The following is a 14,744-nucleotide window of genomic DNA, read 5'->3' as shown; positions in this document are numbered from 1 at the left end:
CCCCCGCCCTAATCGGATCATGACCATATCCGAACGCGACTATTGCTATTTCATCGACCATCGCAAGTACAACCGAAACATCGGTTGCCGACGCCATGACAATGCCTATGGCATCAATGGCGGTGGATCGGAACGCGACCGCTGGCGCGCGGATTTTACTTTTTACCGCCACATGCGCGCCCATGGCGACCCGATGGCGCTGCCGTCGCTGCTGGCCTGCCTCGCCTTTGGCTGGTTCTGCTGGAATTATCATCCGGGCCGGGGGCTGTGGCGCGGCCAGTTGTTGCGGCGTTTCGCGAAGGCGCCGAAATGAGCGCCCCTGTGAAACGGGTCGCGGTGGGTCCGGTGACGTTCGGCAACGACCTGCCCTTCGTCCTCATCAGCGGGCCATGCCAGATCGAAAGCCGCGACCATGCGCTGCGCACGGCGGAGACGCTGGCGCGGATCGCGCGGGCGGCGGACGTGCCCTTCATCTTCAAATCCTCCTTCGACAAGGCGAACCGGACATCGGTGTCCGGGCAGCGGGGCGTGGGCATCGATGCGGGCCTCGCCATTCTCGCGGAGGTCAAGGCGGTGATCGGCTGTCCGGTGCTGACCGATGTGCATGAAGCGGGGCAGGTGGAGGCGGTGGCGCAGGCGGTCGATATTCTCCAGATCCCCGCCTTCCTTTCCCGCCAGACCGACCTGCTGCTGGCGGCGGGGCGGACGGGCGCGGTCGTCAACGTCAAGAAGGGCCAATTCCTCGCGCCGTGGGATATGGCGGCGGTGGCGGGCAAGGTCGCCTCGACCGGGAATGAGCGCATCCTGCTGACCGAGCGGGGGGCGAGTTTCGGCTACAACACATTGGTCAGCGACATGCGCGCGCTGCCGGAAATGGCGCGGACCGGCTATCCGGTGGTGTTCGACGCCACCCATTCGGTGCAGCAGCCCGGCGGACTTGGCTCAGCGTCGGGCGGGCAGCGCGAATTTGCGCCGCTGTTGGCGCGCAGCGCGGTGGCCGCCGGGGTCGCGGCGATCTTTGCCGAAGCGCATGAGGACCCCGACAATGCGCCATCGGACGGGCCGGTCATGCTGCCGCTCGACTGGATCGCGCCGATGCTGGCGCAATTGAAGGCGATCGACGCGGTGGTGAAGGGGTAAATCGCCCTCCCCTTCACGCTTCCGGGTGAGGCAAGATCGGGACCTTATGGCCGCGCCTGGCCGGTGCCGCGCACGATCCATTTATAAGTGGTCAGCCCTTCGAGCGCGACCGGACCGCGCGCATGGAGGCGGCCGGTCGAAATGCCGATCTCCGCGCCCAGCCCGAACTCGCCGCCATCGGCGAACTGGGTCGAGGCGTTCCACATCACGATCGCGCTGTCCACGGCATTGAGGAACCGCTCCGCCACGCCCGCATCTTCGGTGATGATCGCGTCGGTGTGATGGCTCGCATGGGCGGCGATATGGTCGATCGCCGCTTCGACGCCGTCGACCGTCGCGATCGAGACGATGGCTTCGAGATATTCGGTGTCCCAATCCTCGTCGGTCGCGGCCTTGACCCGGCTGTCGACCGCCACAATGGCTTCGTCACCGCGCACTTCGCATCCGGCATCGAGCAGAGCCGCGACCAGCGCGGCGGTATCGCCGAACGCGCGATCCACCAGTACGGTTTCGGTCGCGCCGCAGACGCCGGTGCGGCGCATCTTCGCATTGACGACCAGCGCCCGCGCCATGGCAGGGTCCGCCGCGCCATCGACATAGCTGTGGTTGATGCCGTCGAGATGCGCGAGCACGGGCACGCGCGCCTCCTCCTGCACCCGCGCGACGAGGCTCTTGCCCCCGCGCGGCACGATCAGGTCGATAAACTCCGCCGCCTTGAGCAAGGCGCCGACCGCCGCGCGATCCGTGGTGGGAACGAGCTGCACCACTTCGGCGGGCAGACCGGCGGCGACGATGCCTTCGACCAGCGCGGCGTGGATCGCGCGATTGCTTTCCTTCGCTTCGCTGCCGCCGCGCAGGATCACGGCATTGCCCGCGCGCAGGCAGAGCGCCGCCGCATCCGCCGTTACATTGGGGCGGCTTTCATAAATGATGCCGATGACGCCGAGCGGCACGCGCACCCGCGAAAGCTTGAGGCCGTTGGGCCGATCGATCGAATCGATCACACGGCCGAGGGGATTGTCGAGCGCAGCGACCTGATCCACTCCGTCGGCGGTGGCGGCGACCCGCGCCTCGTCCAGCCGCAGCCGGTCGAGCATCGCCGGGGACAGGCCACCGGCGGCGGCATTTTCCATGTCGCGCGCATTGGCAGCGAGAATATCCGGCGCATGATCGCGCAGCGCCTGCGCCGCGCGGCGCAACGCATCGACCTTTTGCGCGTCGCTCACGGACGCCAGTTTTGCGCCCGCCAGCCGCGCCCGCGCGCCGAGCAGGGCGATCAGCATTTCCGGGGTCTGGGTCAGGTCGTTCATTGTCGGTCTCGCCATTATTTGTCGCGCGCCTTAGCATGAAAGCGCGCGTAGGCGAAAGCGTCGTTCAGGAACGGGGCGGTCAGGCGGCCTGGGCGAGCGCCTGCGACTTGACGGCGGTGAGCATGCGGCAGGGCGGGATGTTGCGCCATTCCGTTTTTTCGTCCACCGCGCCGAACACCGGGGCGAGCAGGCTCTTCACCCGGTTCGAATATTGATAGACGAGGAACGCGCCGCCCGGACGCAGCGCATTGCGCGTTTCGACGCAAATCTTCTCGCCGACGCCCGCCGGCAGGGTCGAAAAGGGGATGCCCGACAGGATATAATCGGCCTGACGATGCCCCGCCTCCGCGATGAAGCGCGCGACGTCGGCGGCGGAACCATGCACCGTGCGCAAGCGAGGATCATCGATCTGGCTATCGAGATAGGCGGCGAAATCGAGATTGAGGTCGATCGCCAGCAAGGTCGCATCGGGATGCAGCCGATCCAGGATGGTGCGGGTGAAGGTGCCGACGCCCGGCCCATATTCCACAAACAGGCGCGTGCGATGCCAGTCGACATCCGCCAGCATGCCATCGACAAGCGCCGGTGACGATGGGATGACCGAGCCGATCATGCCGGGATGCTTCACGAACTGACGGAAGAACAGCCCCCACTGGCCCATGAACCGGCCGTAGCGCCGCGCGAGATCGGCCAGTCTGTTTTTTCGTTCATAGGGTAGGGAGGCCATCAATATCCGCCTGTGTTTCCATCATAGCCGCGTCGCAAATATGGGTGCCGCTGGCAAGCGGCTGACCCCTTCAGTAGCGACCAACGCACGGACGACAAACGGGTTTCCGCCCGTCGCCCGTGCCGGACGCATCAAAATTATCCCTGCCGGGGCCGCAGCATGCCGGGCGAAACGAAGCCGATCGGGTCGACCTGCATCGCGTTCTGCTTCAGCTTGGCGCGGATTTCCTCATATTCCCGCTCCATTTCCGGCGTAACCGACGCGCGGGTTTCCTCCAGCGCCGCTTCGAAATGGGATTGCCCCACTTTTTCGATGGAAAGCGACTGCCGCAGCGCGACGAGGCCCGCGCGACGCACCAGATCTTCGAGGTCGGCGCCGGTGAAACGATCGGTACGCGCCGCCAGCACATCGAGATCGACATCATCGGCCAGCGGCATCTTGCCCGTATGGATGGCGAGGATGCGGCGACGTCCCGCTTCGTCGGGCACAGGGACATAGATGAGTTCGTCGAAGCGACCGGGCCGCAGCAAGGCGGGATCGACCATGGTCGGGCGGTTGGTCGCGCCGATGACGACGACCGACTGCAATTCCTCCAGCCCGTCCATTTCGGCGAGGATGGTGTTGACCACCCGCTCCGTCACCTGCGGCTCGCCCATGCCGTTGCCGCGCGCGGGCACGAGACTGTCGAGTTCGTCGATGAACAGGACGGTCGGCGCGACCTGCCGTGCGCGCGAAAACAGCCGGGCGATCTGCTGCTCGCTCTCGCCATACCATTTGGACAGGAGATCGCTCGACTTGGTGGCGATGAAGTTGGCCTGCGCCTCCCGCGCGACCGCCTTCGCCAGCAAGGTCTTGCCGGTTCCCGGTGGGCCATAGAGCAGGAAGCCCTTGGCCGGACGGATGCCGAGGCGACGAAACGCCTCCGGGTCCTTGAGCGGCAGTTCTACCCCTTCTTTCAGACGCATCTGCGCATCGTCCAGCCCGCCAATGTCGGACCAGCCGATAGTGGGCGCCTGCACCATCACCTCGCGCATGGCGGATGGCTGGACGCGCTTGATCGCGGCCATGAAATCCTCGCGCGTGACGGACAATTCCTCCAGCACGTCGGCGGGAATCGTGCCGTCCTCCAGATTGAGGCGCGGCATGAAACGGCGCACGGTGTCGATCGCCGCCTCACGGGCCAGCGCGGCGATATCCGCGCCGACAAAGCCGTAGGTCATCCGGGCGAGTTCGCCAAGATCGACCGAATCGGCCAGCGGCATGCCGCGGGTGTGGATGCCCAATATCTCGCGCCGCCCGCGTTCGTCGGGCACGCCGACGACGATCTCGCGGTCGAAGCGGCCGGGCCGGCGCAGCGCTTCGTCGATCGCCTCGGGACGATTGGTGGCGGCGATGACGACCAGATTGGTGCGCGGCTCCAGCCCGTCCATCAGCGTCAGCAACTGGGCGACAAGCCGCTTTTCAGTCTCGCCCGTCACCTGGCCGCGTTTGGGCGCGATCGAATCGATCTCGTCGATGAACAGGATGGACGGGGCAGCCTTGGCCGCCGCCTCGAATATCTCGCGCAACTGCTTTTCGGATTCGCCATAGGCCGAACCCATGATTTCAGGACCGTTGATGAGGAAAAATTCGGCCTCCGATTCATTGGCGACCGCACGGGCGAGCCGGGTCTTGCCGGTGCCCGGAGGACCATAGAGCAACACGCCGCGCGGCGGATCGACGCCAAGCCGCTGGAACAGCTCAGGATAGCGCAGCGGCAGCTCGACCATTTCGCGCAACTGGTCGATCGTATCGGCCATGCCGCCGACATCATCATAGGTCACGTCGGCACGGCGCGATTCGCGCGGTTCCTCATATTCGGCGCGCAGCTCGATCTCGGTATCCTCGTCGATCTGCACCAATCCCTTGGGGACCGTCGACACCACCACCAGCCGGATTTCCTGAAGCGCATAGGCGGGCGCGGCCAGCATCTGGCGCAGATGGGCGGGCATTTCGCCCGGCGGCACCTGCTGCTGCCCGGCGGTCGCCACGACATCGCCGGCGGTCAGCGGCCGGCCGTAAAAAACCCGCTTCAAGGCTTCGGGATTCCCCTGAAGCCGCAGATTATTTTGTGCAGGAGCGAAAACGACGCGCTGCGCGCCGCGTGGCTCCGCCTTGCGGATAACGACGAAATCGCCCGAACCGACGCCGGCATTGGCGCGCTGAAGCCCGTCGAGGCGCAGGACGTCCAGTCCTTCATCCTCCTTATAGGGGCGCACCGCCCGCGCCGGGGTCGATCGCTTGCCGACGATTTCGACCACATCGCCCTCGGCCAGATGGAGTTCGGCCATCACGCCAAGCGGCAGGCGCGCAAGGCCCCGTCCCGCATCTTCGGGCCGGGCATTCGCTACCTGAATCTTGCGTCCTGCGCTTTCCTGGTCCGCCATAATGCCACCCGCTCCTTTGGTTCAGCAGCCAGATAAGAACACCCAGGATAAAACGGAAGAGCCACACCATGCCGCGAGCGGAACAAAAAAAAGGCCAGCCCGAAGGCCAGCCTGAAAAGTTTTAGGAGAGGATGCCTGAAAGGCACGTACCTTATCGGTTGCACGACGAAATCTTGCAAGTGCGAAAAGATCGAACCTGGTTGCATAAATTGCATCTTGCCATTTGCCGTATTTTCCTGCTCAATGTGGCGGGATGCTTGTAAATTGCCGCGCCGTCGCCTGATAATAGATATGATGCGACGCAGCGGATTGGCTTCGGATTTTGGACAGACATGCGTAGATTGCCGCCGCTTACGGCCTTGGAGGCCTTCGTTCAGGTCGCGCGCCTAGGATCGGTGAAGGCGGCGGCGGAGGAACTCGCCCTGTCGACGCCCGCGCTCAGCCGACGGGTGCAGGCGTTGGAACGCTTCATCGGCAAGCCGCTGTTCGACCGCAAGCATCAGGCGCTGGAAATCAATGTGGACGGGCAAAAGCTGCTCGATGACATTGCGCCCGCGCTCGATTCCGTCAGCCAGGCGCTGGAGAATATCCAGAGCGGGGCGAACCAGTTGCGGCTGCGGCTGGGCGTCATGCCGCTCTTCGCCACCCAGCGGCTGTTCCCCCAGCTGGGCGCGCTGCGGCAATTGCACCCCCAATTGCATATCGACATCGAAACCAACCCCTATGCCCTGGCCCGCCTCGGCGAAGGGCTGGACGCGGCCATCGTGCTGACCAAGGATATCGACCCGGCGCTCTATGCCCATGAACTCGATCGCGACGAAGTCTATCTGATCGGCCGCCGCGACCTGATCGAATCGGACAGGGCGATCAAGGCCCCCGCCGAACTGGCCCAGCACACCGTCCTGCTCCACCGCGACATGGTGCTGGCGTTCGATGCGTGGAAAGAGGCGGTGGGCCTGCCCGACCTGCAACCGCTGGCGATCGACAATTATGATTCCGGCCAGTTGATGCTGGAAGCAGCGGCGCAGGGGCTGGGCGTTGCGGTGATGCATGCATCCCATTTCAACGAGGCGGAGGATTCACGGCTGGCGCGACTATTGCCCGTCCATGTGGAAAGCCCCTATCGTTATTTCTTCGTATGCCGCCCGCGCGCCTTGCAGAACAGGGCGGTGCGGATCTTCCGCGACTGGCTGCTGACGGCGGACCTGTGACGGGTTGCGGCCATGCGAGGTGCGTTTATTGGTGAAAAAACTTAACCCTGTTTAGCCGGGACCGTTATAGCCACTATGACCGGGGCACCTTCTTCTTCCGCGAGTCCGCAACATGGGCTGACCGACCGTCTGACGCGATGGGCCAGGAGCCTTTCCGGCAAGCCCGACGAGGATGAGGCGGAAAGCCCCCGTCCCCGCCCCGGCACGGCGTCGAGCCGGGAGGTCAATCGCCGCCGCCAGCTCTATGAGGAGATTGGCGACTTCATCTTCGCCCATGATCTCGATCTCAATCCGCTCAATTTCGGCGTGGCGCTCGACTATCTGACCGGCGCCAATATCGGCGTGGAAAAGGCCGTGCGCGCCGTGCTGATGGAGCGGGGCAAGATCACCAATGGCTGGGTCGAATCGGTCGCGGCGGAACAGCGCGCGGACGAGGTCACCCCCGAAGCGCTGGCGTCGATGCTGGACAAGGTCGAGGAAAATCTCGCCCAGTTCACCGGGCTGGTGCATGAATCGCGCAGTTCGGCCAAGGATTATGGCGCGGCCTTGCAGGAACAGGCCCGCAATCTGACCGAAAGTCAGGACGCCGAACCGATCTTGGCCCAACTGGTCGGCCTGACCCGGTCGATGGTCGAAAAGACCCGTCAGGTCGAAAGCCAGATGCGCGAGAACCAGAAACAGACGGTCGCGCTCAAATCCAGCCTGGAAAGCGCGCGCCGCGCCGCCGAGCATGACCATCTGACCGGCCTGCCCAATCGCCGCGCCTTCGAAACCGTGCTGCGCGCGGAAGTGGCGGTGGCGCAGGCGGAACAGGAACAGCTTTCCGTGGCCTTTTGCGATATCGACCATTTCAAGAATATCAACGACACCCACGGCCATGACACCGGCGACCGGGTGCTGAAGTTCATCGCAAGCCTGCTGGCCAAGATATCCGACGACAAATGCCATGTCGCCCGTCATGGCGGCGAAGAATTCGTATTGCTGTTCCGCGGCAAGACAGCGGCCCAGACCTGCGAGGCGGTCGACAGCGTGCGGGAGGATCTGGCCACCCGAAGCCTCGTCAACCGAACCAATGGCGAGCGGATGGAACGGGTCAGCTTTTCCGCCGGCGTCGCCAATGTGCTGGCGTTCGAAGATCCGCGCGCCGCACTCAAGGCCGCCGACCGCGCGCTTTATCTGGCCAAGGAGCATGGCCGCAACCGCGTCTATCTGGCAGCGGAAACGGATTGAGGCTTCGGCGCCTTTTGCCCGAACGCCCTAGAAATCGGGCTTTTCATAATGGGGCGGCGGGGTGATGATCTCCATCCGTTCCGACAGGAGCGGGCGGAAGGACGGGCGCGATTTGAACCCCGCATACCAGCGCTTGACCGGCTCGTGCCCGGCCCAGTCGATGCCGCCCAGATAATCCGCCACCGACAGATGCGCCGCCGCCGCGATATCGGCGAGGCTGAGCGTGCCGCCCGCCATCCAGCTGCGATGGTCGAGCAGATAGTCCATATAATCCATATGGATGTTGGCGCGCTTCATCGCCTCGCGCAGTACCCGCGCGTCCGGCGGCGCCCGCTCGATCAGCCGCTTCTTCATCCGCTCGTGCAGCAGCGGGCCGACGACGTCGCCGTAGAAATTCTGGTCGAAGAAGGCGGTCAGGCGGCGCACTTCGGCGCGACCGACCGCCGTGCCGGAGATCAGCGGGAATTTTTCCACCGTCTCCTCGAAATATTCGCAGATCGCCTGGCTGTCGATCAGCGTCATCCCCTTGTCCTGATCGACCATCACCGGCGTCGTCCCGGCCGGGTTGAGATCGAGAAACTCGTCGCGCATCAGCCACGGCGATTCGCGCACGAGATCATAGCCCACGCCCTTTTCCCCCAGCAGCAAACGCACTTTGCGCGAAAAGGGGCAGAGCGGAAATTGGAAAAGTTGCCACATATGTCTGTCCTGTTAAGCGGACCCGCGCCCATGGGAAAGCGGCAAGCGGCAAAAAAAGCCGCGTGCGATGCGGCGCGCGCTCTTCCGATATCCGCCGACGGCCTTTAGAACGCTCGTGAGGCGTGCGCAGTTTCGCCCCTGAAAGGATGCTTCATGTCGGACGATTTCTTCCCGGTTCCCGTCGAATGGGCGCAACGCGCGCTGCTGGACCGCGACGGACGCGCCGCCGACTATGCCCGGTCGATCGGCGCCCGGTCGAATGGGGACGCCGACGCGTACTGGCTGGAGCGGGCGAAGCGGCTGGACTGGATCACCCCGCCGACGCGCGCCGATGAAAGCAGCTTTGACGAGGCGGATTTCGGCGTCAAATGGTTCGCTGACGGTGTGCTCAACGTCAGCGCCAACTGCATCGACCGCCATCTGGCCCGCCGGGGCGACCAGACCGCGATCATCTGGGAACCTGACGCGCCGCAGGAAGAGCCGCGCCGCTTCACCTATGCTGAGGTGCATGAGGAAGTGTGCCGTTTCGCTAATGTGCTCAAGGGCGCGGGCGCGAAGAAGGGCGATCGTATCACCATCTATATGCCGATGATCCCGGAGGCCGCCTTCGCCCTGCTCGCCTGCGGCCGGATCGGCGCGATCCACAGCGTCGTGTTCGGCGGCTTTTCGCCCGAGGCGCTCGCCGGGCGGATCATCGATTGCGACTCCACCCTCGTCATCACCGCCGACGAAGGTCGCCGCGCCGGCAAGGCTGTGCCGCTCAAGGCCAATGTCGATGCCGCGCTGAAGGAATGCCCCGGCGTCCGCCGCGTCGTCGTCGTCCGGGCGACCGGCGGCGCGGTGACGATGAAAGATGGCCGCGACCTGTGGCTGCATGAGGAAAGTGGCCGGGTGTCGGCCGATTGCCCGCCCGAGCCGATGAACGCGGAGGACCCGCTGTTCATCCTCTACACTTCCGGCTCGACCGGCAAGCCCAAGGGCGTGCTGCATACGACCGGCGGCTATCTGTTGTGGGCTGCCCTGACGCATGAACTGTGCTTCGATTATCGGCCGGGTGACATCTGGTGGTGCGCCGCCGATATCGGCTGGGTCACGGGGCACAGCTATATCGTCTACGGCCCGCTCGCGAACGGCGCGACCACGCTGATGTATGAAGGCGTGCCCAACTACCCGACGCCCAGCCGCATCTGGGAAGTGATCGACCGGCATCAGGTCCACACCGTCTTTACCGCGCCCACGGCATTGCGCGCGCTGATGAAGGAAGGCGACGCCTATGTGAAGGCGACCAGCCGCGCCTCTCTCCAGCTGCTCGGCACGGTCGGCGAGCCGATCAATCCCGAAGCCTGGCGTTGGTATCACAGCGTCGTCGGCGAAGGCCGCTGCCCGATCGTCGATACCTGGTGGCAGACCGAGACCGGCGCGGCGATGATCGCGCCGATGCCCGGCGCCACGGACCTCAAGCCCGGCAGCGCGACGCTGCCGATGCCGGGCGTGGTGCCGCAGATTGTCGATGCAGAGGGTGTGGTGCAGGAAGGCGCGACCGAGGGCAATCTCGTCATCGCGCAAAGCTGGCCGGGGCAGATGCGTACCGTGTGGGGCGATCATGACCGCTTCTTCCAGACCTATTTCACGACCTTTCCCGGCAAATATACCACCGGAGACGGCGCGCGGCGGGACACGGACGGCTATTACTGGATCACCGGCCGGGTCGATGACGTCATCAACGTGTCGGGCCACCGCATGGGCACGGCCGAGGTCGAAAGCGCGCTGGTGCTGCACGAAAGCGTGGCCGAGGCGGCGGTGGTCGGCTTCCCGCACGACATCAAGGGCCAGGGCATCTACGCCTATGTGACGCTGAACAGCGGCGAGGAACCGAGCGACGCGCTCAAGCAATCGCTGGTCAAATGGGTGCGCACGGAAATCGGCCCGATCGCCACCCCCGACGCGATCCAGTTCGCCCCTGGCCTGCCCAAGACCCGCTCAGGCAAGATCATGCGCCGCATCCTGCGCAAGATCGCCGAGGGCGAAGTGTCGGCGCAGGCACTGGGCGACACAAGCACGCTGGCCGATCCGGGCGTTGTGGAGAATCTGGTCGCGAACCGGGTGGGGTGAGGGCGTTTCAACTGAAGGTTGAAATTTTTGGCTCAATCTGTATATTGAGAAAGCAAATGTCATTGGCTTAACGCCTTTCGATAGAACCCCCGTCATTGCCGTGGCGGGGGTTCAATCGTTCAAGGGGCGGGTTGCCGCCCGCCCCCTGCCCGTCGCACACTCTATTTAGAGCGCGAAACCTCCACGATCTTGAGGATCAAGGTCGTAAAGGCAATCATCACTCCAAGAGAGATGCACGCTTCTGCAAATGTCACGCATATTTCCTTCCATGAGCGGCACAATCGCCACATGGAATGTTCCTCCATTACAGGGTCGTATTTCAAGCGAGTTCGTTGCGCCCTTAAGTTCGCAACAGTCCTAAACCATCTCGCCCGTCAGCAACCTCGGCAGCGCGCCGGACTGGCCCCGCGCCTCGCTCATGAAGCGGTTTTTCAGCAACGGTGTGCGCTGGACAGCGGCCAGACCCGCGCGGCGGATCGCCGAGGGCAGCTTGCCCGGCACGTCGAACAGCCGCACGAGACCGTCCATCGCGACGCTGACCGACAGCGCGTCCAGCCCGCGCCAGCGCTGGTAGCGGGCGAGCAGTTGCGCGTCGCCCGGATCGAGGCCGAGGCGCAGGCCGTCCACCAGCACCTCGACCAGTGCCGCGACATCGCGGAAACCGAGGTTCAGCCCTTGCCCGGCGATCGGGTGGATCGCGTGGGCGCTGTCGCCGACCAGCGCGAGCCGCGTGTCAGTGATCCGCGCCGCATGATGAAAGCCGAGCGGATAGGAGGAGCGCGGCCCGGCAAGACTGATCTCGCCCAGGAACCCGCCCATGCGCTTCTGCGCTTCGGCCAGCCAGGCCCGTTCGGACAATTTCATCATCGCCGGCGCCTGATCGGTCGGTACGGTCCACACGATCGCCGATCGGGTGCCCGGCAGCATCGGCAGCAGCGCGAACGGCCCGCCGGGATAGAAAATCTCGTACGCCGTGTTGGCGTGCGGGATTTCATGGTCGATCGCCGTGACCATGGCGGTGTGCTTATATTGCCAGCGCGTCGTGTTAATGCCGGCGGCCTCGCGCGTCGGGCTGTTGCGGCCCTCCGCCGCGACCAGCAGCGCGCCGCCAAGCTCCACGCCGCTCGCCAGCCGCAGCGTCACGCCATCGGCGTTGCGGACGACATCCACCGCCCGGTCGGGCTGAAAGCGGGTCAGACGGTCGGCCTCGTCCGCCGCCCGCGCCAGCGCGACGCGCAACTCGCGATTGGGCACCATGACGCCCATATGACCATCCTCGCCATCGGGCGCGAAATCGAGCGCGCCCGGCTGCAATCCGTCGCTGACCCAGATGCGTTCGATAGGGCAGCCCTTGCCCGCCAGATGCGCGGCCACGCCGATCGCGTCGAGCATCGCGAAGCTGGTCGAGCTGATCGCGGAGACGCGGCCATCGAACCCGGCGACAACCGTGTCGACCGGATCGGCGGGGTCGATGACGGCGCAGGACACGCCATGGCGGGAAAGGGCGATGCCAAGGGTCAGGCCGACAAGGCCCCCACCCAGAATCACGACGTCGAAGCGTTGCATGACCTGGGTTCTAGGGCGTCCTGTCCGGCATGGGAAGCGCCCACATGCTTCCCATTGCCAGCATCACAGCGTCCGCAGCCAGCCCGCTGGTCCCTCCACCGTGCCGCGCTGAATGCCGGTCAGTTGCGCGCGCAGCGTTTCGGTGACGATGCCGCCGTCGCCATTGCCGATGGTGAAGTCGCCGCCCGCGCTCTTGACCGTGCCGATCGCCGTGACGACCGCCGCGGTGCCACAGGCGAAGGCCTCGCGCAGCGTGCCGCTGGCGGCGTCGGCGCGCCACTGGGCGAAGCTGTAGGGTTCCTCGCGCACGTCATGGCCGCTCGCGCGGGCCAGCGTGATGATGCTTTCGCGGGTGATGCCGGGCAGGATCGTCCCACCGAGCGGTGGCGTGACGATCGACCCGTCGTCCATGACGAAGAAGATGTTCATGCCACCCAGCTCCTCGACCCATTTATTTTCGGCCGAATCGAGGAAAACGACCTGGTCGCAGCCCTGTTCGATCGCTTCCTTCTGCGCGATCAGGGACGCGGCATAATTGCCGCCGCATTTGGCCGCGCCGGTGCCGCCGCGCGCGGCGCGGGTAAAATGTTCGGAAACCCAGAGCGTGACCGCCTTCTTCCCGCCCTTGAAATAAGCGCCGGCAGGCGAGGCGATGACGCAGAAAATATACTCCGCCGCCGGCCGCACCCCCAGGAAGGTCTCGCTCGCGAACATGAAGGGTCGCAGATACAGGCTGCCTTCCCCGTCCGGAATCCAGTCGGCGTCGATCTTCACCAGCGCCTCGACCGCTTCGAGGAAAATCTCTTCCGGAAGAGCGGGCATCGCCATGCGCTCGGCGGACTCGGCGAAGCGGCGGGCATTTTCCTCCGGCCGGAACATGGCGATGCTGCCATCGCCAAGCCGATAGGCCTTCATGCCTTCGAAGATTTCCTGCGCATAATGGAGGACCGCGCAGGCCGGATCGAGCGTGAAGGGTTCGCGCGCGCCGACGCTGTGGCTATGCCAGCCCTGCCCCTCGGTAAAGCGGATCGTCACCATATGATCGGTGAAAATGCGCCCGAATCCGGGGTCCTGAAGCAAGCGGGCGCGTTCCTCCGCCACGACAGCCTTGGGGCTGGGGGTGATGGTGAAGCGCGATGACTGCTCGACGTCCATGACGGGACTCTCCTTCGGGGCTTGGACGCGTGAGCCTATGTCATAGTTGCGCCCGCAAAACAATGTCAGCGTTACTGACCGATATGGGCGCCATGTTGCGCTTGGCCGATGCCCGTCGCGGCGGTATTCCGGCGCATGCATTTTTTCTCGGACAATGCGACCCCGCTGTCGCCTTCGGTCATGGCCGCAATCCTCGCCGCCGACCGGGCCGACCACGCCTATGATGGCGACGCGTGGAGCGACCGGCTCGACGGCGCTTTTTCCACCCTGTTCGAAACGCCGGTCCGGGCGCTGTGGGTCGCCACCGGCACGGCGGCGAACAGCATCGCGCTCGCCTGCCTGTGCCCGCCCTATGGCGGCATCCTGTGCCATGAGGAGTCGCATATCGCGGTGGATGAATGCGGCGCGCCCGGCTTCTTCACCCATGGCGCGAGCCTGATGACGCTGCCGGGCGTGGGCGGCAAGGTGACGCCGGAGGGGGTGAAAGCCCGGCTCGCCACGATCCGCCCGGACGTGCATCAAACCCCCGCCAGCGCGATCAGCATCACCAACGCGACCGAATATGGGCTGGTCTACACGCCGCAAGAGGTCGCCGAGCTGGGCGACATCGCGGAAGCGCATGGCCTTGGTTTCCACATGGACGGGGCGCGCTTCGCCAATGCGGTGGCGCATCTGGGCTGTTCGCCCGCCGATGTGACATGGCGCGCGGGCGTGGACATCCTCAGCTTCGGCTGCGTCAAGAACGGCGGAATGATCGGCGAGGCGCTGATCTTTTTCGGCGAGGCGGCGGACGCGCGGGCGACGGAGGCAGCGCGATGGCGCAAGCGATCGGGGCATCTCCTGTCGAAAGGCCGATACTGTGCCGCGCAGATTCTGGCGATGCTGGAGGATGATCTGTGGCTCGCCAACGCGCGCGCGGCCAATGCGGCGGCCCAAGCGCTCGCGCAGGCGGCGGGCGGGCGGCTGCTCCATCCGGTGCAGGCAAACGAGCTGTTCCTGCGGCTGAGTGCGGATGAAGCCGCAACCTTGCGCGTACAGGGCTTCGATTTTCACGACTGGGGCGAAGGCGCGGTGCGGATCGTCACCAACTGGTCGCAGGACGGGTCAAGCGTCGCGCCGCTAGCACAGGCGCTGGCCGCCCTGAATGCGGGCGAGGCCGCCTGATAGA

At 65.2% G+C, this 14,744-nt stretch carries 12 protein-coding genes; 6 read left to right on the top strand and 6 right to left on the bottom strand.

The window, feature by feature from the left end:
- The first annotated feature begins 19 nt into the window (after positions 1-19).
- Both ACODSN_RS06640 and kdsA read left to right on the top strand, forming a co-directional pair.
- Positions 20-313: a hypothetical protein gene (locus ACODSN_RS06640; protein ID WP_489054079.1), complete on the top strand. Its 294-nt coding sequence runs from the start codon at positions 20-22 to the stop codon at positions 311-313.
- Positions 310-1,140, top strand: a complete 831-nt coding sequence (gene kdsA, locus ACODSN_RS06635; protein WP_489054078.1) for a 3-deoxy-8-phosphooctulonate synthase — start codon at positions 310-312, stop codon at positions 1,138-1,140. Before ACODSN_RS06640 ends, kdsA begins: the two co-directional genes overlap by 4 nt.
- Before the next feature lie 44 nt (positions 1,141-1,184).
- On the opposite strand, the gene ACODSN_RS06630 is transcribed toward kdsA, so the two are convergent.
- The 3 genes from ACODSN_RS06630 to ACODSN_RS06620 all read right to left on the bottom strand — a co-directional run bounded on the left by ACODSN_RS06630 (position 1,185) and on the right by ACODSN_RS06620 (position 5,603).
- The gene (locus ACODSN_RS06630) at positions 1,185-2,450 is read right to left on the bottom strand and encodes a glutamate-5-semialdehyde dehydrogenase (protein WP_489054138.1); all 1,266 of its coding nucleotides are present in this window, start codon (positions 2,448-2,450) and stop codon (positions 1,185-1,187) included.
- A 79-nt stretch (positions 2,451-2,529) separates the two neighbouring features.
- Positions 2,530-3,177, bottom strand: a complete 648-nt coding sequence (locus tag ACODSN_RS06625) for a class I SAM-dependent methyltransferase (protein WP_489054076.1) — start codon at positions 3,175-3,177, stop codon at positions 2,530-2,532.
- Between the two features lie 137 nt (positions 3,178-3,314).
- Positions 3,315-5,603 (bottom strand): CDC48 family AAA ATPase, encoded by a 2,289-nt coding sequence (locus tag ACODSN_RS06620; protein ID WP_489054074.1) that lies wholly within the window; start codon positions 5,601-5,603, stop codon positions 3,315-3,317.
- A gap of 332 nt (positions 5,604-5,935) precedes the next feature.
- On the opposite strand from ACODSN_RS06620, the gene ACODSN_RS06615 reads away from it, so the two are divergent.
- Positions 5,936-6,814 carry a LysR substrate-binding domain-containing protein gene (locus ACODSN_RS06615; RefSeq protein WP_489054073.1) on the top strand — a complete coding sequence of 293 codons (879 nt, stop codon included), beginning with the start codon at positions 5,936-5,938 and terminating at the stop codon, positions 6,812-6,814.
- A gap of 75 nt (positions 6,815-6,889) precedes the next feature.
- On the top strand, positions 6,890-8,044 hold the full coding sequence (locus tag ACODSN_RS06610) for a GGDEF domain-containing protein (RefSeq protein ID WP_489054071.1): 1,155 nt from the start codon (positions 6,890-6,892) through the stop codon (positions 8,042-8,044).
- A 27-nt stretch (positions 8,045-8,071) separates the two neighbouring features.
- Here the strand turns inward: ACODSN_RS06610 and ACODSN_RS06605 are convergent, their stop codons facing one another.
- The gene (locus ACODSN_RS06605; protein WP_489054069.1) at positions 8,072-8,743 is read right to left on the bottom strand and encodes a glutathione S-transferase family protein; all 672 of its coding nucleotides are present in this window, start codon (positions 8,741-8,743) and stop codon (positions 8,072-8,074) included.
- A gap of 153 nt (positions 8,744-8,896) precedes the next feature.
- Between ACODSN_RS06605 and acs the strand changes: the two genes are divergently transcribed.
- On the top strand, positions 8,897-10,855 hold the full coding sequence (acs, locus tag ACODSN_RS06600; RefSeq protein WP_489054068.1) for an acetate--CoA ligase: 1,959 nt from the start codon (positions 8,897-8,899) through the stop codon (positions 10,853-10,855).
- A gap of 357 nt (positions 10,856-11,212) precedes the next feature.
- Here the strand turns inward: acs and ACODSN_RS06595 are convergent, their stop codons facing one another.
- Together ACODSN_RS06595 and ACODSN_RS06590 are read right to left on the bottom strand one after the other, a co-directional pair.
- A complete protein-coding gene (locus ACODSN_RS06595) occupies positions 11,213-12,421 on the bottom strand; it encodes a UbiH/UbiF/VisC/COQ6 family ubiquinone biosynthesis hydroxylase (protein ID WP_489054066.1) in 1,209 nt (402 codons plus the stop codon).
- 63 nt (positions 12,422-12,484) lie between these two features.
- A complete protein-coding gene (locus ACODSN_RS06590) occupies positions 12,485-13,576 on the bottom strand; it encodes a branched-chain amino acid aminotransferase (protein ID WP_489054064.1) in 1,092 nt (363 codons plus the stop codon).
- A 135-nt stretch (positions 13,577-13,711) separates the two neighbouring features.
- Between ACODSN_RS06590 and ACODSN_RS06585 the strand changes: the two genes are divergently transcribed.
- Entirely contained in the window at positions 13,712-14,740 is a 1,029-nt protein-coding gene (locus tag ACODSN_RS06585) for a threonine aldolase family protein (protein WP_489054063.1), read from the top strand.
- Positions 14,741-14,744: the final 4 nt, after the last annotated feature.

The organism is Sphingobium sp. FG11, from assembly GCF_057809915.1.
This window is presented reverse-complemented; position numbering and strand designations above follow the sequence as displayed.